This window comes from Corynebacterium kroppenstedtii DSM 44385, from assembly GCF_000023145.1.
GTDB lineage: Bacteria > Actinomycetota > Actinomycetes > Mycobacteriales > Mycobacteriaceae > Corynebacterium > Corynebacterium kroppenstedtii.
On the sequence record NC_012704.1, the window covers coordinates 1,152,313 to 1,176,179 of the forward strand.

Consider the following 23,867-nt stretch of genomic DNA (forward strand, 5'->3'; position numbering starts at 1 on the left):
GTCAACAGTGATGTCGACCGGGGAATAGAAATTCGCCTAGCAGTCGTGCTTAGCGGTCGAGTACAGCAACACCCGGAAGGGTCTTACCCTCGATGAGCTCCAGTGAAGCTCCGCCACCTGTGGAGATGTGGGAGAACGCTTCGTCAGCAAAACCGAGGTTGCGGACGGCTGAAGCAGAATCGCCACCACCAATCACGGAGAATGCTCCGTTCTTGGTCGCCTCTGCAATGGCCTCCGCGAGCCCCTTGGTGCCATTAGCGAATGCTTCGAACTCGAACACACCCACTGGACCGTTCCAGAAAATGGTCTTGGCCCCGTTCAGACGCTCGCCGAAGGTCTTAATCGACTCTGCGCCAGTATCCAGGCCCATCCAGCCGTCTTCGATACCGTCGGCAGATACCGTCTTGTGCTCGGTGTTCGCATCAAATTCCTTGCCGACGACGATGTCCGATGGCAGGACGATCTTGTCCGAGTATTCGGAGAGCAGGTTCTTGCACTCGTCGATCATGGACTCTTCGAGCAGGGAGTCTCCGACGCCGTAGCCCTTAGCCTTGAGGAATGTGTAGCACATCCCACCACCAATAATGAGGGTGTCAACCTTCGGCGCGAGGGCTTTAATAACTCCGAGCTTGTCGGAAACCTTCGATCCGCCGAGGCAGACCGCGTAAGGATGCTGAGGATCATCCGTACACTTCGAGAGCTGCTCAAGCTCCTTCTCAACGAGGTAGCCGACGTAGGCCGGCAGTTTCTTTGCGACGTCGTACACGGAAGCTTGCTTACGGTGGACAACTCCGAAGCCGTCCGAAACGAAAGCACCATTGTCGCCCGTCAGAGCTGCGAGCTCAGAGGCCAGTTCCTCACGCTCGGCGTCGTTTTTGCTCTTCTCACGAGGATCGAAGCGAACGTTTTCGAGGAGCAGGACGTCGCCATCATTGAGGCCGTTGGCACGTTCGTGTGCGTCTTCGCCGGAAACATCCGATGCCAGTGCGACGTACTGGTCTAAGCGCTGGGACAGAGCCTCAGCAACAGGGGCCAATGAGAATTGGGTGTCCTGCGGTGACTTCGGCCGTCCTAAGTGAGCCGCAACGATCACGCGCGCTCCTGCCTCAGTAAGAGCCTTGATCGTCGGGAGGGATGCGTCAATGCGACCGGGGTCGGTAATGACCTTGTCCTTGAGCGGAACATTGAGATCGGCGCGGACGAGGACGTGACGTCCCTCGACACCTTCCTTGAGCAAATCAGCGAGTTTCTTTACTGCCATAACAACTCCTCGTTAGTTTTATTGATATATAAAAAGACGGGCCGACGGCGTGCCGTGGCACAGCCCCCGGCCCGCTAGTTCACTCGGGCGAGTGGAGGATTAGAGACGCTGTCCGATGTAATCGGTCATGCGAACGAGCTGGTTGGAGTAGCCCCACTCGTTGTCGTACCAGGAAACAACCTTGACCTGGTTGCCGAGAACACGGGTCATCTCAGAGTCGAAGATCGAGCCGTGCGGGTTGTGCTGGATGTCAGTGGAAACCAGCGGCTCGTCAGAGTACTCGAAAGCAACGCTGAGCTTCTCGTCCTCGGAAGCCTTCTTCATCGCAGCGTTAACTTCCTCGACGGTGACGTCCTTCTTCGGGACGAAGGTGAGGTCAACGAGCGATCCGGTCGGTACCGGTACGCGAACAGCGAAACCATCAAGCTTGCCGTTGAGGTCCGGAAGAACGAGTCCGACGGCCTTAGCAGCACCGGTGGTGGTCGGAACGATGTTCAGAGCAGCGGCACGGGCACGACGCAGATCCTTGTGAGGAGCGTCATGCAGGCGCTGGTCACCGGTGTATGCGTGGACGGTGGTCATCAGGCCGGACTCAATGCCGAAGGCATCGTCGAGGGCCTTAGCCAGCGGAGCCAGGCAGTTGGTGGTGCAGGATGCGTTCGAGACGACGGTCATGTCGTCGGTGTACTCCTCGTGGTTGACACCGTAAACGAAGGTGCCGTCAACTTCCTTACCAGGAGCCGAAATAATGACCTTCTTGGCGCCTGCCTCGATGTGAGCCTTGGCAGCCTCGCCCTTGGTGAAGAAGCCGGTGGACTCGATAACGATATCGGCGCCTAGCTTGCCCCAGTCGAGGTTCTTCGGGTCCCGCTCTGCGGAAACCGCGATGCGGTGGCCATCAACGGTGATGGACTCGTCATCGTACTCGACCTTCGCGTCCAGCGGCCCCATGATGGAGTCGTGCTTCAGAAGCAGGGACAGGGTGCGGTTATCGGTCAGGTCGTTGACGCCAACAACCTCGATGTCTGCACCCTGCTCACGGATAGCGCGGTAGAAGTTACGGCCAATACGACCAAACCCATTAATACCGACACGAACGGTCACGGTAATTCTCCTTAGCTGTGTAGCTGTCTAGGTTAAGGACGTAATCAGGCGATCTTCGTATAGCCTTTCCGTCCTTGCACTGACTACTTTACAGCTGAACTGAGATATATGCAGCAATCAGAGCAGAATGAGACAAACAACACTTTTGCATAACCGGACATTCGATCCCACGAAACGGACATGAACGCACATTTTGTGCTCAGCGACAGAGCTTTAGCCGCACAAAGACGCCTGTGACACGCCTAATCCTCATCAAAAAGGCCACTGGTGACGGCAGAAAAAGTATCGGGAACTCCTAATTCAGCTGCTCGTCTGTCTGCCAGTGACAGAAGACGTCGAATCCGTCCGGCAATGGCATCCTTGCTGATCGGAGGATCGGCCAGCTCACCGAGTTCTTCAAGCGACGAGTGACGATGCTCTGTCCGCAACCGTCCGGCTGCTGCAAGGTGCTCTGGAATATCATCGCCCAGAAGCTCAGTGGCGCGCTGAACTCGGGCCGCAGCGGCGGCAGCAGCACGAGCCGAGCGTCGTAAATTGGCGTCGTCGAAATTCGCCAACCGATTCGTCGATGTATGGGCCTCACGACGTTTGCGTTGCTCGTCCCATTCGATCCGTGTGCGATGGGCCCCCATCCGGCTTAACAAAGCACCGATAGCGTCGCCCTCGCGAACCTGAACACGCTCTGCCCCACGGACTTCACGGTTCTTCGCGGCAATACCTAGTCGACGTGCACAGCCAATCAAACCGATGGCGGCCGCGGTTTGTGGAGCGATCACCTCGAGTGCCGACGACCGGCCCGGCTCCGTCACCGAACCCCGAACCAAAAACGCGCCCCGCCACGCTGCTTCACAATCGACAGCTGTTCCGTGGACAATTCGCGGTGGAAGCCCCCGGACAGGACGGCCAGCCCGATCCAAAAGACCAAGACGTCGCGCAACCTCCAGTCCCTCGCCCCGACGGTTCCACTCAATCTCAAACACCGGTTTCTTGGATGATTGCGTGCGGTCCGACACAACAGCATGAATGTCGTACAGATCGACAATGTGTTGACGCGCCCGCTCTGCGACGTCGGACGAATCGACGTCCAACGAGACCACCAATGACTCCGGTGACCGACCCGGGTTATTGTCACCCAGTCGAAGCTTGCCAGCGAAGCGGATCATCGCGCCGACTTCGGACCGTCGAGCATTAGACGCAGTGACCGTGGTACCGGCGATTTCGGCTTTAATATCGGTTGTTAAACCCACGCTATTTGGTTCTCCTTACCGATTTTTGTTCCTGAGCTGCCGAATACACCTCAGACAGTACGCGGGCCAATTTCCTCGGCGAGTGGGTGCTCAGCCACCGCCCTTGTTCATCGTCATGACGGACATCGCCGATGGTCAGTTCAGCACCGAAATTCGCGGCGGCGCGGCTCAGGTGCATGCGCTCTCGTGTTCCCGTCACCGAGTGCTCGTCGACAATCACGGTATCGAGCGAAAGATCCTGACAATGCTGCTGAAGCATGTGGAGGTGCCGTTCAACGGTGAAGCCCGGGGTCTCCCCTGGCTCCGCAACGAGATTAACGACGACGACCTTGTGGGCTTGAGTCTCCTGCAGGGCTTTCACAACGTCGGGAACCAAAATGTGAGGCACCACGGACGAAAACCAGGATCCCGGACCTAATGTCACGACGTCGGCATTCATGATCGCGTCGATGACAGGGGCGCTGCTCGGCGGATTCTCGGGGATCAACTTCACGCGTCGGACCTGGCCCGGTGTGGTAGCCACGGCGACCTGGCCACGCACCGGAGATACCACCCGAGGATCATCCTCCAGCCCGCCGACCTCAGCCTCAATATCCAGCGGCTCTGGGCTCATAGGAAGCACACGACCACGGATGCGCATGAGCTTCGCGACCTCAGCTAATGCCTCAACCTCATCCCCCATCACATCAATGAGACCTTGAATGATGAGGTTTCCGACCGCATGGCCGGCCAAAGCGCCGCGTCCACCAAACCGGTGCTGGAGGACGCTTTCCCACAAGCGGCCCTCGGGATCATCGGCTGCTAACGCGGCTAACGCCATTCGCAAATCGCCCGGCGGGATTGAGTTGAACTCTTTACGCAGACGTCCTGACGACCCACCATCATCTGCCACTGTGACGATTGCCGAGACATCATCAGACAAGGTACGCGCTGCTCGGAGCGTCGCGAAGAGTCCGTGTCCACCACCTAAACACGCCATCCGTGCGATATGGGATAGCTGCGTCGGAGGGGTTTCCGCAGAGGAGTCGTCGTGAGAGGACTTGTTCTTATTTGCGTGAGTCAAGGGTTCGTCGCTCATCGATGTTTGAGGAGAAGCAGTATTCATACAAACTCAATTCCAATAATGATTACTCGGTTTTATGACATCAACGGCTAGTGCCAGAGCGGCCTAGTCACGGTCAAAGTCGCGGTGGGTCACGGTGACATCGTCACCTTGAGCACGTAAGCGTCGAGCAATCTCCTCGGCTACGGCAACACTACGGTGGTGGCCGCCGGTGCATCCGATAGCCACCGTCGTAAAGCTCTTCCCCTCTTGTTTGTAGCCTTCCTGCATAACGTTAAACATGTCCACAAAGGAATTAATGAAACGGTCAACATTTTCATGGCTGAGGACATAATCAGCGACTTCATGATCGGTTCCCCGGAATTCCCGCAGATGAGGAACCCAATACGGATTGGGGAGGAAACGAACGTCGAGAACGATATCGGCATCTCGAGGAATCCCGTGCTTAAAGCCGAACGACTGAATAGTGACATGCTGGACATTCGAGTCGAGCGCATCAAAACACCGCTCAATTTCCCGACGCAGGTCATGAACGGAAAAGTTGGTCGTATCAATGACTATGTCGGCTTGATCACGAATGTCCTCCAGCACTTCACGCTCGCGCGCAATCCCCATGTGGAGAGTATCGGTGCCCTGGAGCGGATGCTTGCGGCGGACTGTATCGAACCGCTTAATAAGCGTCTCATCGTCGGCGTCTAAGAACATGATGATCGGCCGTCGGCCATCTTCTTCTAACGATGACAACACGTCCCCGAGTGACCCTGCAAAGTCACGCGACCGCACATCTGTGACGATCGCCAAGCGTTCGATCGGCGAGTCGGGAGAGAACGAGAGCTCAACCATGCGCATGATGAGCTCCGGCGGCAGGTTATCGGCAACATACCATCCCATTTCCTCTAGGACGTTCGCTGCGGATTGCCGGCCTCCCCCAGACATGCCAGTGATGAGGACCAGCGAATTTTCGGCCACATGGTGTGGGCTTTGGTCCTCAGGAGAGATCCCGTGTGCTGGGGTGATATCCGTGGCAGCTGTACTCGAAGAACGCGCAGAGTCAGGCATACTCATTACTTTACTTGTTTTGGTTCCTATTTTTCGGGGCGGGATCTTCTGAGACACTAGTCGGCCCGTCAGAATCCTGATCCGACTTTCCGTGGAGGCCCTCGTAGACCAAGGCAGCGAGTGCCGGACCGATGCCATTAGCAGTTGTCAGATCATCAATACTCGCTTTTTTAATCTGCGCGACACTGCCGAATGTTTTTAATAAATCGGCCTTCCGCTTTTCGCCCAGTCCTGCGATGTTATCCAGTTCTGATTGGCGCAGCCGGCCCGTCCGTCGCGACCGCTGATACGTGATTGCCACGCGGTGTGCTTCATCACGGATGTTTTGGAAGAGATACAAGCCCTCGGAACGACGCGGCAAAATCACCGGAAATTCCTCGTGCGGTAACCACACTTCCTCGAGGCGCTTAGCTATACCGCACAATGTGACGTCGGTAATTCCCAACTCATCTAGTACCTCTTGAGCAGCATTAACCTGCGGCGCGCCACCGTCGACGACAAAGAGCTGGGGAGAATAAGCAAAACGTTTCGCCGCCGATGGATCGGCCAGGTCAGCATTGGTGTCAACCTCAGCCACCTCAGACGGAGCCAGCTTGCTTTCTTCAGCCGCGATACTATCCGCCACCGCACCGTCGTCGGGAACTTCTGTGGAACCCTTCTTGTACCGCAAAAATCGTCTGCGAACTACTTCTTTGATACTTGCAACATCGTCGGAATGTCCCTCCCCCGCTGCTTCCTTAATCTTGTAGCGGCGGTAGTCCGATTTCTTCGGGGCCCCATCCTCAAAAACAACCAGGGAGGCCACGACGTCGGTCCCCTGGAGGTGGGAAATATCGGTGCACTCGATGCGAAGCGGCGGCTCGGCCATGCCCAAGTTTTCTTGGATTGCTTCGATGGCGGCGCTACGGGCTGTGAGGTCCCCGGTTCGACGCAGTTTGTGCTGGTGGAGAGACTCGGCAGCATTACGAACGACGGTGTCCATGAGAGCTCGTTTGTCACCACGTTGAGGAACGCGAATGTCAACATGCGCACCCCTCAGCCCCGACAAATACTCACCGATCTGCGTGATATCCTCCGGCTCCTCCATAACAAGGACCTCACGCGGCACGGGTTGGCGAACGTCGTCGAGAACCCTGGAGCCTTCAACAGCTGTCGTCTCTTCTGCGGTCTCCTGAGCGCGTTCGACTTCATCGCTGTAGTACTGCAATAGAAACTCACGAATGAGCGCACCGATGGAATCCTCCGAATCACCGCTGCGCTCCACTACCCAGGCACGCTGACCGTGGATTCGCCCCCGTCGAACAGTGAAAATCTGGACAGCGGCTTCTAGTTCATCTGCACAAACTCCGATTAGATCGGTATCTGTGTCCTCAGGGAGCACAATGGCTTGCTTTTCCGACACAGCTTTTATCGCTTCAATGTCGTCGCGAAGATGGGCGGCTTTCTCGAAATTGAGTTCCGTAGCTGCCGCTTCCATATCGGCCGTCAGGCTCTTAATGATGTCACGGGAATTACCCGCAAAAACAGAGCACAAGCCCGTAATTAGCTTCCGGTGATCTTCTTCAGAGATACGCCCAATGCACGGTGCAGAACACTTGTCGATGTAGCCCAGAAGACATGGCCGCCCCAGGAGCTCGTGGCGGTGGTACACGCCTTTTGAGCAGGTCCGCACAGGGAAAACTTGAGTGAGTGATTCGAGGGATTCCCGGACAGCCCATACTTTGGGGAACGGACCGAAATACCGCACGCCCTTCCGGCGTGGTCCCCGGTAGACCCAGGCACGGGGGATTCGCTCCCGCTGAGACACTGCGAGCATCGGGTAGCTCTTATCATCCCGGAAGACCACGTTGTATCGCGGGTTAAACCGCTTGATCCAGGTGTATTCGAGGTTGAGAGCTTCATCTTCCGACGCCACCACTGTCCACCGAACTTGGGACGCCGCAAACACCATTTGGCGCGTTCGCGGGTGGAGATGTTCGGGTGTCTGGAAGTAGTTAGATAACCGAGCCCGAAGATTTTTTGCTTTTCCGACGTATAATACGCGGTCTTCTGGATCCCGGAATGTATATACTCCCGGCTCGGTGGGAATGGTCCCTGCCGCCGGGCGATATGTGGCGGGATTGGCCACAGGCTAGTCCTCCGGAAGGTAGGCGTCTTCTAGTAAGCGGAAATTGTTCACGGCGTCGACGACTCGATTACCGTCGGCAGCTTGGAAAGCCCACATGGACACGAACTCGAAATCAGGGAGTTCTAGCCGGGCAGTGCGCGAGTTTTTCGGGAAGCTTAAACCGTGCACGATCTCCCACGGATAAAACTGGGGGTTGAGGAAATTGCGTACCTCGACGCCGTCTCTATTGACGCGAACCCGTGGGCGTAGCCCCAGCATCCATATTCCCGAAAAGATAATGCCGATCCCGATAAAAGACCATTGATCCACAGTGGTCACCGCCGCACCTGTGTAACCGAGACGGACGACCAGGGCCATGAAGATGTGAATGGCCATGATGACAACGACGCCGGCCCAGGTCCACTGCTTTAATTTTGTGGACGTCACTACGAGTTCCCATGGTGCGGTGCTCGTGGTGGGCGTGTCATATGCGAGGTAGTCCTCAGACATGTTCGTTTCGCTCACACCATTACTCACGGCTCCGACCCTACCTTTTTTCTTCACTGTTACCGAATTAGTGCTCGGCGTGGATGCTGTTCGTGGATACTGCCTCTGTAGTCAGAACACTGCGGGGTTGATCTTTTAATCCACTTTTAATCCGCGGCCATGCTTTTCAGTGTTTGAGCAGTATGAATGGCAGCGATCATGGCCTCAGCGCCCTTATTCTCATGCGCTGTCGGGCCACCAGCTCTGTCGACGGCTTGTTCATGGGTGTTGCAGGTCAGAACACCATTTCCGACGGGTGTTTCTGTCTCCACGGCAATTTTCGTCAATCCATATGTCACCGCGTTACACACGTGATCAAAGTGAGGCGTTCCACCTTGGATGACACAGCCCAGGGCTACGACAGCGTCATACGTTTGGGTGGCTTTCTTGACGACGACGGGGATCTCGAGCGCACCGACGACAGGAATGACGGTGACCTCTGCCCCGGCTGTCTCCCCTGCCTGTTGTGCCTGAGATGCTAATTCATCGGTAATGTCTCGATTCCATTCCGAGACAACGATGGCGACACGGAGTCCGTGTGCAGATCCGGGTTCGATGGTGATGGTGGGGCTTCCCTCGCCACTCATGAGTTATTCCTTCCGGTGGTAAGTGCGGTAGTGACATGCGGTGACACGAGCTTTGTTCGCGTTCACGGCACGGAGATGGATGTAAAAACCGATGCGCCTTTATTCCGGCGGGTTGTTAGACGGTTCGGCGTGACCCGGCGTATGAGCGGCCTCCCAAGCATTCAAACTAGGCAAATCGTGGCCCATCTTGTCGCGCTTAGTGCGAAGATAATTGAGGTTTTCCGGGTACACATTGACCTCAATACTTCGACGTCCCCTGATTCGTAAGCCATGCCCCTTCAGCCCCGCTCGTTTCGTCGGATTATTGGACAAGAGAATCATGGATTTAACGCCGAGATCGGAGAGTATGGCGGAGCCTGTCCCGTATTCACGCGCATCAGCCGGCTTACCCAGTTCAATGTTGGCGTCTACAGTGTCATAACCGTCATCTTGCAGCTTATAGGCCTGCAGCTTGTTCAGAAGACCAATGCCCCGCCCCTCGTGACCACGCATATACAGGACGACGCCGCGTCCCTCCTTGTACACCTCTTCCATTGCTTGATGGAGCTGATCGCCACAATCACACCGGCGCGAACCAAAAACATCACCGGTGAGGCATTCGGAGTGGACTCTCACGAGGACATCTTCCCCACCGTTATCAGAGGGATCACCGACGACGAGGGCTACGTGCTCGAGTCCGTCGATGACGTTTCTATATCCGATGGCAGTAAACCGGCCATACGACGTCGGAAGTGTGGTTTCTACGACACGCTCAACAAGCTGCTCCGTGTTCCGTCGGTAAGCGATGAGCTGGTCGATGGAGATCATCGTGAGCGAATGTTCGTCGGCAAACCGACGTAACTCGGGTCCTCGTGCCATGGTCGTGGGATCGTCTTCACTCACTACCTCACAGAGCGCACCGGCAGGATTGAGGTGAGCGAGGCGCGCGAGGTCGACGGCAGCCTCGGTATGCCCGGCGCGAACAAGGACTCCTCCTGGTCGAGCTCGAAGAGGGACCACATGGCCGGGTCGTGTGAAATCCGCGGGGCCGGAGTCAGGAGACGCGAGTAGCCGAATGGTATGCGCGCGATCGGTGGCTGAGATACCGGTGGTTCCGCCTTCTGCCGCGTCGACGGTGACCGTATAAGCCGTGCTTTTCTTGTCCTGGTTTCGTGTCACCATGGGCGGGAGATCGCACCGGTCAGCGTCGTCATCAGTCATGCCGACGCACACATACCCCGACGAATATCGCACCATGAACGCGAGCGATGTCGCAGTAATTCGATCGGCAGCGATGATCATATCGCCTTCGTTTTCGCGATCCTCGTCATCGACGACGATCACCGGCTTGCCTGCTGCAATGTCGCGGATAGCCTCGTCAATGGTGTTGAGCTGGATATTTCCGCGATACGTATGCGAATCCTGAGAATCAGAGCGTTGATCGTGGGAGTGGCTCTGGGGCTCTGCGAGATCGGTGTGGTGTGTAGTCACGGCGTGCTGTTCCATCGTCTTTTCTTGTTTCCGTCTTCTATTATTTCGACTGCTGAGCTGCTGGGTCGGTCACCGCGTGGAGATAACCACTGACATTGGCATTGCGTTCAATGTATTTGGCGACAATATCGACCTCGATATTGACCGGGGCATCCACTTCAAGCGAGCCGAGGATCGTGTCCCGCATGGTGGTAGGAATTAATGAGACCTCAAACCACGGGTCGGCAGTATCGGGAGGTGCCACCGCGGAAACAGTGAGCGATGTCCCACTAACCGCGATCGATCCCTTTTCAACAACATATCGAGCTAAATTCGACGGAAGACTGAAGCGAAAGACCTCCCATTTATCGTGAGGGTCTCGTGAGAGTAACCGGCCTGTTCCATCAACGTGGCCTTGAACTATATGTCCCCCGAGACGCTGTGATGGTTGGACTGCCCGTTCAAGGTTGACCTGGTCACCGGGGCGAATATCGCCCAACGTTGTGCGATTAAGCGTTTCGCCCATGACGTCCATGATCACCGCTGTTCCCTCATGGCCAGCGTCAGTCAAGCACACGCCGTTGACTGCGAGCGAATCGCCCTTAGAGAGGGTATCGGTGACTCCAGGCGCGTCAACAGTAATCCTGATGAAATCGGGGGTATTGCGTTCCTTGTTCGGCGACGACGCCTCAGCCTGATCTGAGGGCGATTCCGCTCCCCGATCAATAGCGACGACTGTTCCAAGAGCTTCAACGATGCCAGTAAACACGATTGCCATTCTATCTTTCTGTGTCTGTCGTTCGGTGCTTAAGCATTCCGATAATGCTCAGGGCGATTCCGCCTGCCGGTCATTCACTCTGACGACGGCTCAGCCTGTCGGTGAGCGTCGACGAGGAGATCAGGACCGAGCTGCGTGATGTGTTCAATGGTGAAGTCACGTCTGTCGGTGAGCGTTGATACGCGGGGAATCTGAATCGCGGGCAACCCGGAACCAAGAATGCTCGGCGCAACATACCAGTGAATTTGGTCAACAACCCCCTGCTCGAGCGCTGCGGAGGCCAACATCGGCCCGCCTTCAATGAGGAGATCGACGTACCCCTGTTGGGTGAGCTCCTGAATGACGTGGGATAGATCGTGGGTATCAAAGTGCCACGACCGTGCGTGCGCGAATATCTTCGCTTCCTCTGGAACCGGTCGAGAACCAACAATCACGTGATCCGGCTGATGCGCATAGAGAGTCCCGTCCGGTTTCCGAGCCGTCAAGCGCGGGTTATCGGCTATCACGGTCCCCGTTCCGACTATCAGCGCATCGCGGGTAGCGCGGTCGCGATGAACATAGTTACGAGCGTCAGCAGATGTGATCCATTGTGATGTTCCATCAGGCGCGGCGACTCGGCCATCCAAGGTGGCAGCAACTTTTAGAGTGACCATTGCCCGGCCAGTACCAATACGATGCAGCCAGGAACGTAGCGCGCCGCGACGCACCTCATCAGCATGGAAGCCACCAATGACAGTGAGACCCTTTTCGGCTAATACCTCGTGCCCGCCATGAGCGATCGGGTTCGGGTCTGGCACCGCATACACGACGGTGGATATCCCCGCGGAAAGGAGCACGTCCGTACAGGGTCCAGTCCGGCCGGTGTGAGCACACGGTTCCAGGGTGACGATGGCCGTAGCGCCGGCTGTCGCATCGCCAGCATCGCGAACCGCCATGACTTCCGCATGCGGACCGCCCGCCGGTTGCGTATGCCCTTGGCCAACAATTCGCCCGTCGGCATCAATAATGACTGCTCCTACCGGCGGATTTGGGCTGGTCGTTCCCTTGGCTTCCCACCCGAGTTCGGCAGCCCGATCCATGGCGTGCTCGATAACGCTCACCGGATGCCGGCCGATCATCTCACCGCGGGATGGCGTCGACTCGTGCATTAGTCTTGAAGCCCGCCGGAGTTTTGAGTTCCATGGCCGGCCGACGAATACCCCGCCCGCGCATTCTCACGAAGTTCATCAATGGCAGCGTTGGGGGAATCGGCTTGATACACCGCCGATCCAGCGACGAAAACATCAACACCGGCTTCGGCAGCGCTAGCAATAGTGTCGGCGGAAATTCCACCGTCTATTTCGATGAGGCAGCGCCCATCCGCACTATCGTCGTCTGTTTCCTTCCCCCATATCTGATCGGCCCGTTCACGCAGGGCGCGTACTTTGTCGAGAACCTCGGGCATAAATTTTTGGCCGCCGAATCCGGGTTTCACCGACATGATCAACACCATGTCGAACTCCTCGAGGTGCGCGAGAACCTCGTCAACTGGTGTTTTCGGCTTAATACTGATCCCGGCGCGAGTACCTGCCGCCCGCAATGTTCGTGCCAGTGCGATAGCGGCGTCGATATCATCGACCGCTTCGGCGTGGAAAGTGACGGAATAGAATTCGGCGTAGTCGGGAGCCCATCGTTCGGGATCGTCAATCATCAGATGGCAATCCAGAGGGAGTTGAGTTTCCCGCGCAACCGCTTGCGCAATGGGCAATCCGAAACTGAGATTCGGCACGAAATGACCATCCATCACATCGACATGGATCCAGTCAGCGTGGGAAACCGCGTCAAGGTCCCGTGCGAGGTGGGCGAAGTCTGCTGAGAGGATCGATGGGGCGATAAGTGGGGTGGCCTGTGCGGATACCCCAGCGGATGGTTCCAGTCGTGATGTCATGGCAACATGTTACCGCTCTGGCGTCGCGCTCCGGCGGAAAATTTGAACGAACATCGCGTCCGTTCCGTGGCGGTGTGGCCACATTTGGACGGCATTCTCGCCGGCGCGGCAGTGTTGCATTCCACACATGTAGTCGACCGTATCTAAAGGCTGAAGTGGACAGTTCTTTTCTGCCCAGTCGACAATCTTGACGGTCTCTTCGAGGTGGGGCGAGCACGTTGAGTACACCACTATTCCACCGGGGCGCGTAAGTTCAGCTCCCGCAGCAAGCAGCTCTCGTTGCAGCGTAACGAGCTCGGGGACGTCATCCGGGGACTTTCGCCAGCGCGCTTCGGGCCGACGTCGGAGCGCTCCGAGTCCTGTACATGGGGCATCAACCAGCGTGCGATCATAATGCGCCTCGAGGCCCGACTGTCGCCCATCGACCGTATGGACTGTCACCGGAAGACCGGTGGTTGTTTTTTCGACCAACCGCGCCCGGTGAGGAACAGGTTCGACCGCATCAACGTGGGCACCATCAATGCGCGCAAGGCACGCCATCAATGCAGTTTTTCCGCCCGGACCTGCGCAAAGATCAAGCCACTGACCCGTCTCATCTCCTTCAAGAGGCGCTTCTGCGGCAGCACGGGCGATCAGCTGGGATCCTTCATCCTGCACCGCAGCCATGCCCTCACGAACAGCGGGGATGGCGCCGGGATCGCCCTCCTCGAGAACCACGCCATAGGGCGAATATGACGTCTGCTCACCACCTGTGACGAGGGCCAACTCTTCCGCAGTGATCTCGCCGGGGCGGGCGACGAGGTGCACGCGCGGCCGTGCATCGTCGGCAATTAACGCGTCTGATAATTCGGAAATGGCGTAGTCACCCAGCGAATCGCGGAATACTTTGACGATCCACTCGGGGTGGGCTGTCGCCAGCGCCATGCGTTCAAACGGGTCAGCATTCTTAGTGAGGTGATCTATCCACTCTGATTCGGTCCGCTGTGCGACGGAATGCAGAACAGCGTTAACGAATCCCTTAGCTTTCGGTTTATCGACCTCTTGGCACAAATCCACCGACGTATTGACTGCAGCGTGATTGCCGACGCGCATACGTAACAGCTGATACGTGCCCAGGCGGAGCACGGCAATGACGGCGGGATCAATGGCCTCAAGGGGGCGGCTCGAACACTCACCGATCACTGCATCCACAAGTCCTTGGGCTCGCAGTGACCCGTAACCCAACTCGGTGGTGAATGCCGCATCCCGGCCCGACAGGCCGTATTCCTTCATGAGCGACGGAAGAATAATGTTGCCGAAAGCGTTTTCGGTGTCTACCCGGAAGAGCGCTTGCCACGCCACATAACGTGGTAGATCCCGATGATGCTCACGTGCAGGTTTTCTATTCGGTTTATTCCCACCCGATGAACCCTGTTGACGCTGGTGGCGCTTGTTATTGTCGTTGCGCTGGCGGTTTCGCCGTTGCTGTTGCGCTTTCCTATCCGAGTGCGACGCTCCCCTATTCGACGGTGTCTGCTTCGTTCCCTTGGCATCAGACTTGAGGTGACGCGCTGATTCACTGCGCGAACGAAATCCTCCACTCATTGAAAACGCGTCCCTTCATGCGGTGTGTCGTTGTACGATTCATCTCGTTCTGCTGGATTATTCTGAGCCGACTTATTGTGTGCCGATTTATCGTTGTCGAGGCCATTGGCAAGATGCGCGCCCCTCACCCACGCTCCGGCCTCCATCATCTTCTTACCTGGCGCCTGGACAGAGCCGAGCTGCACAGGATAATCCGCGGTTCCCACCCACGCGCGGTTCTTTTTCCACGCAATCTCTCCGGGCGCTAAAGACAGCGACTTTTCGATAGGGTCCCGCGGATCGGTAATAGGTCGTACGGCTCCGATGCGGATTCGGTCATCCTCAAGTAGTGTCCATGCTCCGGGATCAGGCGTGACCGCACGGATTGCCTGGTCGACCGCCGATGCGGGCTTGTTCCAGTCGATACGCGTATCTTCCGTCGAGATTTTCTTGGCATAGGTCGCGCCATCGTCACTTTGCGGTGTCGGTGTTGCCGATCCATTCTCAATAGCGTCCAGGGTGTCGACGAGAACCTGGGCACCCTGATCGGTCAGCCGTTCCATGAGTGAACCGGCTGTGTCATCGTCACGGATGTCGGCGGGTGCCGACGCAAATATGTCGCCCGTGTCCAACCCTTCCTCAATGCGGAAGACAGTCACACCCGTTTCCTTGTCCCCCGCTTCAATGGCGCGCTGCACAGGAGCCGCACCTCGCCAACGAGGTAACAACGAAAAGTGCAGATTGACCCATCCCCACCTCGGTAGCGTAAGTACGTTTGGGGGCACTAAAGCACCATAAGCGACGACGGGTATGCAGTCCGGCTTGTATTCCGCGAGGGAATCAATAACCGACTCGTCCTTTAACGTGGAAGTCTTAATGGCAGGGATATCGTGCGCTTCGGCGAGCTCAGCAACAGGACTCGGATAGAGCCGACGGCCACGCCCACGAGGAGCATCGGGACGCGTTAAGACGGCAACGACGTCGTGATGTGAATCAAGCAGTGCTTGTAAAGCAGTCGCTGCTGGCGTCGGGGTTCCTGCAAAAACAACGCGCATTAGTTCTTCACTCCATCTTTGTCGCGGTATGCCAGCTCAGGATGTGCGAACCATTCGGCAGTACGGATCTGTGCCATCGTCTCTTTACGAATCTCTGGCTCCAGCCTGCGCATGTACATCACCCCGTCAAGGTGATCGGTTTCATGCTGGATGCAGCGTGCCAGAATACCGTCGGCCGAAAACGACACCGGGTCCCCGTCGACAGTTTGCCCGGTGACGGAAACGTTCATCCATCGTCGAGTATTGGCGTGAATCGATGGAACAGAAAGACAGCCCTCCGGCCCATATTGGGTTTCATCGCCCTCGTGTTTCCACACCGGGTTAACAATGTGCCCGCGTCTGCCCCCACAGTTATAGACGAAGACTCGCCGCAAAACCCCTACCTGATTCGCCGCAAGACCAGCACCACGGTAGTGATCCATAGTCTCCATCATGTCGTCGACGAGGATCCCCAATGGCTCGTCAAAGTCGGTGACCTGTTCTGCCGGTGTTGTCAATACGGGGTCTCCAAAAATTCGGATACGACGAAGACTCATAACGACGCAACACTCCCAACAGCGGCAATAAACGACAACTAACGACGCGATGAACGACTATGCGGTGAAGATGGCTCACAACAGTAAGCATGTGTGAATGATGCCACTCACCAGCGACATAAACGCGGTCATAGTTTAGCCGATGTGAATGGGGTCCACGATCACCCGAATGGCTAAGTCCACCTTATTCACGGCGGCTTTGATTCGTGCAGCACGCAGCGCTGAACCCAAGGCGAGTGGTCCATGACTCGTATTCGCTCGGATGAGCAGCCGAAGACAGTCTTGGGCTGGTGTGTTAGCGGGAGGATCTATTCCCGGTGGCAACGGAACCGGCCCGAGAAACTGAAAATCCGGGGGGACATCGATAAGACGCCTGAATTGCGAAATATCGTGCTCTGTTCCATCAATGGCCGCCATATGTACGGCGGGCGAAAACCCAGCTTCCCGACGGTGTTCCAGCTCGACAGCGGCAGCACCGACGGGATCCCACCGGATCAATGACTGGACCACCGGCGTCTGCGCATCAGCAACCACAACGACTTCTCCCCCGTCGTTATGCGACTCGACCAAGGACGCGACATCGAGCCAGGATGTGAACGCTTCCTCATGGGCACGAACATCTTCACGCTTCAACTCCGACCACGTGTCCAAAATGACGGCGGCCCCGAATTTCTTGTCCTCGGCGATAGGAGCAGAGCCCGGCGTAGCAATCACGAGGCTCGGTTCGCCCGGAATAGATGCGACGATGTTGTCCCCCGTACTGACGACGACGGGGATACCGGGGAATGAGCGCCCCAATTCTTCAGCGGTACGATCCGCCCCGACGACCACCGCGCGGATCCTCGTCGAACCGCAATTGTCACAACGAAAAGACGGATCAGGCCGCCCGCACCAGCGACAGGTTGGGTAACCCGCATCAGATGCTTGCTCACTAGCAGGAGACGTAGCAGTTCCTTGTGCTGTCTGGCCTGGCAGACCTAGTGGCCCGTTACAGTACCGGCACCGCGCTGGCTCGCCGCAGCGTTGGCACGCCAGCGTCGGAACATACCCTTTTCGAGGAACATGGATGAGCGCGGAACGTCCGCGACGATGGCTGGACCGTATCGCTTCAAAGGCAACATGCGGAATTCGGGCTCGTTTGGCTGCGGGATCTTTTGCCAGTTCAAAGTCGGTGTCGCCGATGGCGCGAATACGGGGCATGGTGGCACGAATAGCCTCCCGTGAGGACACCAAATTATGCGCCCACCCGGATTCGACGAGGAGTTGGGCTTCCGCGGTTCTCCCGACGCCTCCCACTATCATCGCTGCTTTTTCAATGCTCGCCCGTAGCGTTAATACTTCACGCGCGTGGACATAGGGAGCTCGTGGATCGACGAGATTGTCGTCGCCGTCGTCGAGAATGACGATGAGGGAGAGATTCTTGACGGGAACAAACGCTGCTCCTCGTGTGCCGACGACTACCCGATTGACCCCATGAAGGATATCGATGAATCGACGGTATCGGGCGTGACGACCCAAGCTAGCGGTCAATTGCGTCCACTGGCGGGAGCTGAGCACCTCTTTGAGGGCATGCGATAAACGATTAATAGTCCGCTGATCAGGAACGATGATGAGAACTCCGCCGCCGCCACGAGCGGTCTGTGCAGCTAGTTGCGCAATGTGCATGGGCCACTTGTCCCCCGGCGCGATCTGCCACACTGCTCGGGGAGCCTCCCCGCGCAGCACGGCATTCACAAACGATGTGCCGAACCGGTAGCGTGTCCAGGCTGCGGCGACAGCCGCGTTGTTGTCGTCAGCATCATTCTCAGCGCCATCTTTTTTGGCGTCACCGTCGTCTTCGGCCTCAGCAGCAGACGCCCATGGATCATCCCCGTGCTCAATGGCGTCGAGAGCTGCTTTCTCTGCAGCGGCATGACGGGGAGGAATGGCAGACCGAATAATATCCGACCGCAATCCACCGTATCGCTGTGCCAACGTATAAACCAAGGTCCGAAATGTTTCCGGCGCGACGACCTCGTGGCTAATAACCCTATCGATCCACGAGAGATGCCCGGCGTGGTCGGACTCATCCTCCCGCGATAACACCAGCGCGTCGGTGAGCCGGCCTGAAAAGTGGACTCGCACCATGACCCCAGGTTTGACGTCCTCATCCACGGTTGCATCAACAAGGTAGTCGAATTCGCGGTCGAGGTGCGCCACCTTGAGAAGCGGAAGCACCCGAGCCACGGGACGCTCGGGTGCAGGGGTATGGGGCGAAATAGACACGGCTACATCTTAATGGAGTTGGCCACTACCCAACTCCGCGCTAAAAGTGGCTGGACCGACCCACCTATTTTGCGTGCTACTTACCGTGAAATAGCGGCTTTGAGGTCATCCACCCTATCCAACCGCTCCCACGGCAGGTCCAGGTCGGTTCGACCAAAGTGACCATATGCGGCGGTTTGCGCATAGATCGGCCGCTTGAGATCCAGTTCGCGGATAATCGCTGCTGGCCGGAGGTCGAAAACTTTCTGCACGGCTTCCTGGATTGCTGAGATCGGCTCTTTTTCTGTGCCGAAGGTCTCAACATACAAGCCCACCGGATTTGCGCGCCCAATAGCGTAGGCGACCTGCACCTCGCACCGATCCGCTAGTCCAGCGGCAACGATATTCTTCGCGACCCACCGCATCGCGTAGGCAGCCGAGCGGTCAACCTTGCTCGGGTCCTTACCGGAGAACGCTCCGCCACCATGCCGGGCCATACCGCCGTAGGTATCGACGATGATCTTGCGCCCTGTGAGGCCGGCGTCGCCCATGGGTCCACCGACGACGAAGGAACCGGATGGATTGATCAACACGGTGAGTTCATCGTCGACGAGGTTCTCCACTCCGGCGTCCTTGATGACTGGGGTGATGACATTTGTGCGCAACTGTTCTTCCAGCCATTGCCGAGAAACGCCCGGATCGTGCTGCGTGGAAATAACGATGGTGTCAATGCGAATCGGGTTATTGTCATCGTTGTACGCGAGCGTGACCTGCGTTTTCCCGTCCGGACGAAGATGCGGAACGATATCGTCTTTGCGCACCGCGGTAAGACGCCGCGCGAGGCGATGCGCAAGAGCGATCGGCAGCGGCATATATTCGGGGGTCTCGTTGGTGGCGTATCCGAACATGAGGCCCTGGTCGCCAGCGCCCGCACGGTCATCGTCCTCAACCTCTGCCCCGTCGCGCGCCTCAAGTGCGGTATCGACACCTGCACCGATCTCTAACGACTGTTCACCAATGGAGACGGATACACCGCACGTTGCCCCGTCGAAACCCATATCGGAGGATAAAAAGCCGATGTTCCGGAGTGTTTGCCGGACCAGGCTGGGAATTTCTACGTATCCGCGGCACCGAACTTCACCGACGACATGTACTTGTCCTGTCGTCACGACGGTTTCTACAGCGACGTGGCTATCGGGATCCACTGCGAGCATGGCGTCCAAAATCGAATCGGAGATTGCGTCGCAAATCTTATCTGGATGTCCCTCGGTGACAGACTCGCTGGTGAATAGTCGTTGAGTCACGGTTCCTTCTTCCTTGATGAGGTGGCGATACCACGTATTTTATTAGATGTTTTGTTGGATACTGTGCTGGCTGCCGATGCAATAGACCAAGCTGTCTAGATCCTTATGTAGCTTAGCGCACTCGGTCCTCATAGTTCGCAACCGCATCCCACATTGAATCCGCTAAGCCAAACTTCGATGTCGACGGGATATCGGTGACCTCTCCGTCTCGCGACAAGACCCAGCCTCGGTTCGTATTACGCCCGAACACTTTCCCCTGGCCGACGTCATTGCAGACCAATAATTCACAGCCTTTATCCTTCAGCTTTAACTGAGCGTGCTCTAACGGGGTGTGGTTCGGGTCCCCCGTCTCTGCAGCGAAGCCAACAATGATAGTCGGTGTAGCGCTGTTCGGAGTCGAGCTTTTGTCCGGCCCAGCGTGGTCGTCTCCGGTGGTCCTCTCTTGCCGACGAGATACAACGCTCTTGAGAATGTCCGGGTTCTCCACCATCGACAACGTCGTGAGTGAAGTCGACTCCGCGCTCGCGGATTTCTTCATCTTCCACCCCTTTTCTTCGGCTGGGCGGTAATCCGCAACAGCTGCAGCGCACACGACAATATCCGCGTCCTCGTCGCGCTTCTCGACTTCCCGGTACATATCGCGGGCCGATTCCACGCGAACAACCTCAGAACCAAGCGGAGTGGGAAGCTCGTGCGTAGCCCCTGCTATCACAGTCACCTCGGCACCACGAGCTGCGGCAACCTCCGCAAGAGCAAACCCCTGTTTCCCCGACGACCGATTGCCGACGAAGCGCACGGGGTCTAAATTCTCGTGCGTCCCTCCAGCGGTGATGAGTACCCGACGTCCTTCTAAATCGCGAGGAAACTGACTTTGCCGCCGGGCTACGGACAACGCCAAGTTGACCACCTGCTCAGGCTCAGCAAAGCGGCCCGGCCCAGAATCGGGTCCGGTTAAACGCCCATGGGCAGGATCGACAATGGTGACGCCCCTCTGGCGAAGGGTGGCGACGTTGGCCTGCGTCGCCGGATGAGTCCACATCTCGGTGTGCATCGTGGGGAAAACAACGACGGGGCACCTCGCCATTAATGCCGAGGCTGTGAGGAGGTCGTCGGCCCGGCCATGAGCTAAGCGAGCGATCACATCAGCCGTTGCCGGAGCAACAATGAATAACTCCGCGGTGTGCCCAATACTGACGTGCCGGACCTCGGGAACGCCGTCGAAAACAGATGTCGAGACAGAATTCCCAGAGAGTGCCTCCCACGTTGCACGCCCGATAAACTCCAGCGAAGTTGCTGTCGGAATAACCTGAACGTCGTGGCCTTGCTCTTTAAGTAGTCGGACGACGTGACAGGATTTAAACGCGGCAATTCCACCTGAAACACCGAGAACGATCTTCACTGCTTCCTCAATTCAGCTGTCGCTATGCAAAAACCGCTGATCACACCGTGGGTGGCGCGATACAGCGGAATGCTAGGTCGATGATGAGATGAGTACGAGCGGAAACACGTGCAGGAATTGGCTACCCGTCACATGTACCCCGCTGGCCCTCACCGTAGAACTCTTAGCCCTCAGTGTGGTCGAGCAGGCCGTCGTTAATCTCACGCAAAGCGATCGAGAGCGGCTTCTCACCAGGCTCGGGGGTGACAAGTGGGCCAACGAACTCAAAGACCGAGTCATCGACGCTCTTGAAGTAATCATTGATCTGGCGAGCTCGCTTAGCAGCAAAGATGACAAGGGCGTACTTTGACGACACCTTGCCCAGTAGCTCGTCAATCGGCGGGTTGGTAATACCTACCGGCGGGTCAAATACATTGTCGTCATTGACAGAAGCCAAATTAGGTGTAGTCACGATGTCCTTTCGGCCGTGAGTAGTGCGGCAATAGCGCGAACAGCGTTGTCCACGGAGTCATTAACCACGATGTGGTCGAACTCATCCTTGGCGGCCAGCTCTCTATGGGCAGTCTCGAGGCGACGTTCAATAACATCCGGCGGTTCAGTGCCCCGACCTGTCAAACGCTCGACGAGAACCTCCCACGAAGGTGGCATGAGGAAAACGGTGTGAGCCTCCGGAAGAGCTTTCTTCACATTCCGAGCACCCTCTAGGTCTACCTCGATGAGGACTGGACGGTTACTGTCAAGAGCGTCACGAACGGGGCCAGCCGGTGTGCCAGAACGCTGAAGACCACCATGGATTTCAGCCCACTCCAACATATCCCCGGCTTCAACATGGCGAGTGAATTCGTCGTCGGAGACGTACAAATAATCCACGCCATTTTCCTCGCCGGGGCGGGGGGCCCGTGTCGTCATAGACACGCTGAAATACAAATCGGGCACCGTTTCACGCAGACGATGAACCACTGTGGACTTTCCTACTGCGCTGGGTCCCGCGAGAACCACAAGATTGCCACGATTTGTTGTCAAGGTTTATTTCTCCGGGTCGAAGCCAAAGCGCTCAAGCAGAGCACGACGCTGACGCTCACCTAGGCCACGCAAACGACGTGTCGGGGCGATTTCCAGCTCTTTCATGATTTCCTGAGCCTTAACCTTACCCACCTTCGGCAACGCCTCGAGCAAAGCCGAGACCTTCATCTTGCCCAGGATTTCATCCTCGTCGGCCTTCTTCAACACTGCCTGAAGGTCGGTCTCACCTTTCTTGAGCTTTTCTTTGAGCTCGGCACGTGCCTTGCGAGCTTGAGCAGCTTTCTCGAGTGCAGCAGCACGCTGTTCGGGCGTTAACTGGGGAAGGGCCACGGTTCCTCCGTAATGTCAATCGATGAATACTTCACTTACTGATGTTCGGGTTTCGGTGCGGGTCACAAGGTGACCGCGTAATTGTCTCCAGGTTCGTTGAAGCACCCGACCAACTTCGCAAATAGTGAGCCTGGCAAACAGCACCAAAGACTATAGACGCTGACCAGGTCAAAGTTAAGTCTGCCCCTGGTTGAGACAACGCGAGTCATTCTAACACCATACCGGGGTAGTCCTGGGCATTCGCCTCTACAGCCTTCTGCAAGCTACCTATATCTGGGCCATGTTTCAATATTGCCCTCGATATATTGGGGAAAGCTAGGGGTTCGACGTGTGTCGTGAGGCGGCGGACATCATCCGCACTCGCCCCTTGAGCCCCTACCCCAGGAAGAAGGACAGGGCCGTTGAGGGCAGACAGATCCGGAGCCTTGCGCACTGCGTCTGATCCCTGTGTGGGTAGCCCTAAGGTAGCCCCCACTACGACACCGATGTTTCCGAATCGGCTACCGGTTTTCCGACGGTACAGCTGATTACGCGTAGCACATTCGTCGACGATGTGTTGGGCGACGCTGTCGCCGTGGTCGGCATTATGCGAATCGTTCCGACGACGCTCGTCCCGGCGCTGTGGGCCACGAGAGCGCTTAATCCGCGCCGATTGCAAGGTCTCAGCCTCTGGATTCGACGTTGCCGCCAAGACGTACACACCCTGTCCTTGACGCTCTGCAAGGTCCAGCACAGGCTCGAGTGCGCCAAAACCGGTGTAGGGGCTGACGGTCACGGCGTCGCATCGCAGCGGCGAGGTCTCCCCAAGCCAGGCATCGGCGTAGGCCGCCATCGTCGAACCAATATCGCCGCGTTTTGCGTCGGCAAGAACAAGTGTCCCCGCCTCGTGGAGAGCAGCGATGGCCTTCTCCAAGACTGCGAAACCTCGCGAACCGTACGATTCGAAGAAGGCTACTTGCGGCTTAACCAAAGCGACTGTCGTGCCGAAGGCCTCGACGCATCGCATGGTGAAGCTCTCGAGCCCATCAACTGTGGCGGGAAGCCCCCACTGGTCAAGGAGACCCGGATGGGGATCGATGCCGACACATAACCGCGAACGATTCAGAGCGGTTGCGGCAAGGCGATCACCAAATGACGCATGCCCACGTGAGACATGCGTCGGCACAGACGGCTCTTGACCTGCCGATGCTGAATCGCCCGCCGAAGACGACGTCGACGGCTGTGGATCACACATACTTACCTTCTCTCACGAGCCTTTCTCACGAGCTTCACTAACGGATTGGCC

Annotated in this window: 22 protein-coding genes; all 22 read right to left on the minus strand. The window is 57.2% G+C overall.

Annotated elements, in window-relative coordinates:
* Positions 1-49: 49 nt before the first annotated feature.
* Positions 50-1,261 carry a phosphoglycerate kinase gene (locus tag CKROP_RS04770; protein WP_012731608.1) on the minus strand — a complete coding sequence of 404 codons (1,212 nt, stop codon included), beginning with the start codon at positions 1,259-1,261 and terminating at the stop codon, positions 50-52.
* Positions 1,262-1,360: 99 nt separating this feature from the next.
* Positions 1,361-2,365, minus strand: a complete 1,005-nt coding sequence (gap, locus tag CKROP_RS04775) for a type I glyceraldehyde-3-phosphate dehydrogenase (protein ID WP_012731609.1) — start codon at positions 2,363-2,365, stop codon at positions 1,361-1,363.
* 242 nt (positions 2,366-2,607) lie between these two features.
* On the minus strand, positions 2,608-3,612 hold the full coding sequence (gene whiA / locus CKROP_RS04780) for a DNA-binding protein WhiA (RefSeq protein ID WP_012731610.1): 1,005 nt from the start codon (positions 3,610-3,612) through the stop codon (positions 2,608-2,610).
* A gap of 1 nt (position 3,613) precedes the next feature.
* Positions 3,614-4,717, minus strand: coding sequence for a gluconeogenesis factor YvcK family protein (locus CKROP_RS04785; protein WP_012731611.1), 1,104 nt, complete (start codon positions 4,715-4,717; stop codon positions 3,614-3,616).
* A gap of 63 nt (positions 4,718-4,780) precedes the next feature.
* A complete protein-coding gene (gene rapZ, locus CKROP_RS04790) occupies positions 4,781-5,734 on the minus strand; it encodes an RNase adapter RapZ (protein ID WP_012731612.1) in 954 nt (317 codons plus the stop codon).
* 10 nt (positions 5,735-5,744) lie between these two features.
* On the minus strand, positions 5,745-7,862 hold the full coding sequence (gene uvrC / locus CKROP_RS04795) for an excinuclease ABC subunit UvrC (protein WP_012731613.1): 2,118 nt from the start codon (positions 7,860-7,862) through the stop codon (positions 5,745-5,747).
* Positions 7,863-7,865: 3 nt separating this feature from the next.
* The gene (locus tag CKROP_RS04800) at positions 7,866-8,351 is read right to left on the minus strand and encodes a PH domain-containing protein (RefSeq protein ID WP_081429478.1); all 486 of its coding nucleotides are present in this window, start codon (positions 8,349-8,351) and stop codon (positions 7,866-7,868) included.
* A 143-nt stretch (positions 8,352-8,494) separates the two neighbouring features.
* A complete protein-coding gene (gene ribH, locus CKROP_RS04805; protein ID WP_012731615.1) occupies positions 8,495-8,974 on the minus strand; it encodes a 6,7-dimethyl-8-ribityllumazine synthase in 480 nt (159 codons plus the stop codon).
* 99 nt (positions 8,975-9,073) lie between these two features.
* Positions 9,074-10,459 (minus strand): bifunctional 3,4-dihydroxy-2-butanone-4-phosphate synthase/GTP cyclohydrolase II, encoded by a 1,386-nt coding sequence (locus tag CKROP_RS04810; RefSeq protein ID WP_012731616.1) that lies wholly within the window; start codon positions 10,457-10,459, stop codon positions 9,074-9,076.
* Positions 10,460-10,484: 25 nt separating this feature from the next.
* A complete protein-coding gene (locus CKROP_RS04815) occupies positions 10,485-11,192 on the minus strand; it encodes a riboflavin synthase (RefSeq protein ID WP_081429479.1) in 708 nt (235 codons plus the stop codon).
* An 83-nt stretch (positions 11,193-11,275) separates the two neighbouring features.
* Positions 11,276-12,349, minus strand: coding sequence for a bifunctional diaminohydroxyphosphoribosylaminopyrimidine deaminase/5-amino-6-(5-phosphoribosylamino)uracil reductase RibD (gene ribD / locus CKROP_RS04820; RefSeq protein WP_012731618.1), 1,074 nt, complete (start codon positions 12,347-12,349; stop codon positions 11,276-11,278).
* Positions 12,349-13,128 (minus strand): ribulose-phosphate 3-epimerase, encoded by a 780-nt coding sequence (gene rpe / locus CKROP_RS04825; protein WP_012731619.1) that lies wholly within the window; start codon positions 13,126-13,128, stop codon positions 12,349-12,351. Before rpe ends, ribD begins: the two co-directional genes overlap by 1 nt.
* A 9-nt stretch (positions 13,129-13,137) precedes the next feature.
* Positions 13,138-14,712 carry an RsmB/NOP family class I SAM-dependent RNA methyltransferase gene (locus CKROP_RS04830; protein ID WP_012731620.1) on the minus strand — a complete coding sequence of 525 codons (1,575 nt, stop codon included), beginning with the start codon at positions 14,710-14,712 and terminating at the stop codon, positions 13,138-13,140.
* Entirely contained in the window at positions 14,709-15,746 is a 1,038-nt protein-coding gene (fmt, locus tag CKROP_RS04835; RefSeq protein WP_012731621.1) for a methionyl-tRNA formyltransferase, read from the minus strand. The genes CKROP_RS04830 and fmt overlap by 4 nt, the downstream gene beginning before the upstream one ends.
* The gene (def, locus tag CKROP_RS04840) at positions 15,746-16,282 is read right to left on the minus strand and encodes a peptide deformylase (protein WP_012731622.1); all 537 of its coding nucleotides are present in this window, start codon (positions 16,280-16,282) and stop codon (positions 15,746-15,748) included. The genes fmt and def overlap by 1 nt, the downstream gene beginning before the upstream one ends.
* 135 nt (positions 16,283-16,417) lie before the next feature.
* Positions 16,418-18,547 carry a primosomal protein N' gene (locus tag CKROP_RS04845; protein ID WP_012731623.1) on the minus strand — a complete coding sequence of 710 codons (2,130 nt, stop codon included), beginning with the start codon at positions 18,545-18,547 and terminating at the stop codon, positions 16,418-16,420.
* Between the two features lie 80 nt (positions 18,548-18,627).
* A complete protein-coding gene (metK, locus tag CKROP_RS04850; RefSeq protein WP_012731624.1) occupies positions 18,628-19,830 on the minus strand; it encodes a methionine adenosyltransferase in 1,203 nt (400 codons plus the stop codon).
* A gap of 112 nt (positions 19,831-19,942) precedes the next feature.
* Positions 19,943-21,241: a bifunctional phosphopantothenoylcysteine decarboxylase/phosphopantothenate--cysteine ligase CoaBC gene (coaBC, locus tag CKROP_RS04855; protein WP_041628825.1), complete on the minus strand. Its 1,299-nt coding sequence runs from the start codon at positions 21,239-21,241 to the stop codon at positions 19,943-19,945.
* 151 nt (positions 21,242-21,392) lie between these two features.
* Positions 21,393-21,680 carry a DNA-directed RNA polymerase subunit omega gene (gene rpoZ, locus CKROP_RS04860; protein ID WP_012731626.1) on the minus strand — a complete coding sequence of 96 codons (288 nt, stop codon included), beginning with the start codon at positions 21,678-21,680 and terminating at the stop codon, positions 21,393-21,395.
* Entirely contained in the window at positions 21,677-22,252 is a 576-nt protein-coding gene (gene gmk / locus CKROP_RS04865) for a guanylate kinase (RefSeq protein ID WP_041628826.1), read from the minus strand. The genes rpoZ and gmk overlap by 4 nt, the downstream gene beginning before the upstream one ends.
* Positions 22,253-22,255: 3 nt before the next feature.
* Complete coding sequence (gene mihF / locus CKROP_RS04870; protein WP_012731628.1) at positions 22,256-22,582, minus strand: integration host factor, actinobacterial type; 327 nt, start codon at positions 22,580-22,582, stop codon at positions 22,256-22,258.
* Between the two features lie 205 nt (positions 22,583-22,787).
* A complete protein-coding gene (pyrF, locus tag CKROP_RS04875) occupies positions 22,788-23,816 on the minus strand; it encodes an orotidine-5'-phosphate decarboxylase (protein WP_012731629.1) in 1,029 nt (342 codons plus the stop codon).
* Positions 23,817-23,867 lie beyond the last annotated feature (51 nt).

Excerpts from the sequence above, each read along its gene's own strand:
- rapZ (WP_012731612.1), bottom strand. The coding sequence starts at position 5,734 with ATGCCTGACTCTGCGCGTTCTTCGAGTACAGCTGCCACGGATATCACC.
- rpe (WP_012731619.1), bottom strand. The coding sequence starts at position 13,128 with ATGACATCACGACTGGAACCATCCGCTGGGGTATCCGCACAGGCCACC.
- ribH (WP_012731615.1), bottom strand. The coding sequence starts at position 8,974 with ATGAGTGGCGAGGGAAGCCCCACCATCACCATCGAACCCGGATCTGCA.
- ribD (WP_012731618.1), bottom strand. The coding sequence starts at position 12,349 with ATGCACGAGTCGACGCCATCCCGCGGTGAGATGATCGGCCGGCATCCG.
- CKROP_RS04800 (WP_081429478.1), bottom strand. The coding sequence starts at position 8,351 with ATGTCTGAGGACTACCTCGCATATGACACGCCCACCACGAGCACCGCA.
- CKROP_RS04770 (WP_012731608.1), bottom strand. The coding sequence starts at position 1,261 with ATGGCAGTAAAGAAACTCGCTGATTTGCTCAAGGAAGGTGTCGAGGGA.
- CKROP_RS04785 (WP_012731611.1), bottom strand. The coding sequence starts at position 4,717 with ATGAATACTGCTTCTCCTCAAACATCGATGAGCGACGAACCCTTGACT.
- pyrF (WP_012731629.1), bottom strand. The coding sequence starts at position 23,816 with ATGTGTGATCCACAGCCGTCGACGTCGTCTTCGGCGGGCGATTCAGCA.
- CKROP_RS04810 (WP_012731616.1), bottom strand. The coding sequence starts at position 10,459 with ATGGAACAGCACGCCGTGACTACACACCACACCGATCTCGCAGAGCCC.
- def (WP_012731622.1), bottom strand. The coding sequence starts at position 16,282 with ATGAGTCTTCGTCGTATCCGAATTTTTGGAGACCCCGTATTGACAACA.
- fmt (WP_012731621.1), bottom strand. The coding sequence starts at position 15,746 with ATGCGCGTTGTTTTTGCAGGAACCCCGACGCCAGCAGCGACTGCTTTA.
- CKROP_RS04830 (WP_012731620.1), bottom strand. The coding sequence starts at position 14,712 with ATGAGTGGAGGATTTCGTTCGCGCAGTGAATCAGCGCGTCACCTCAAG.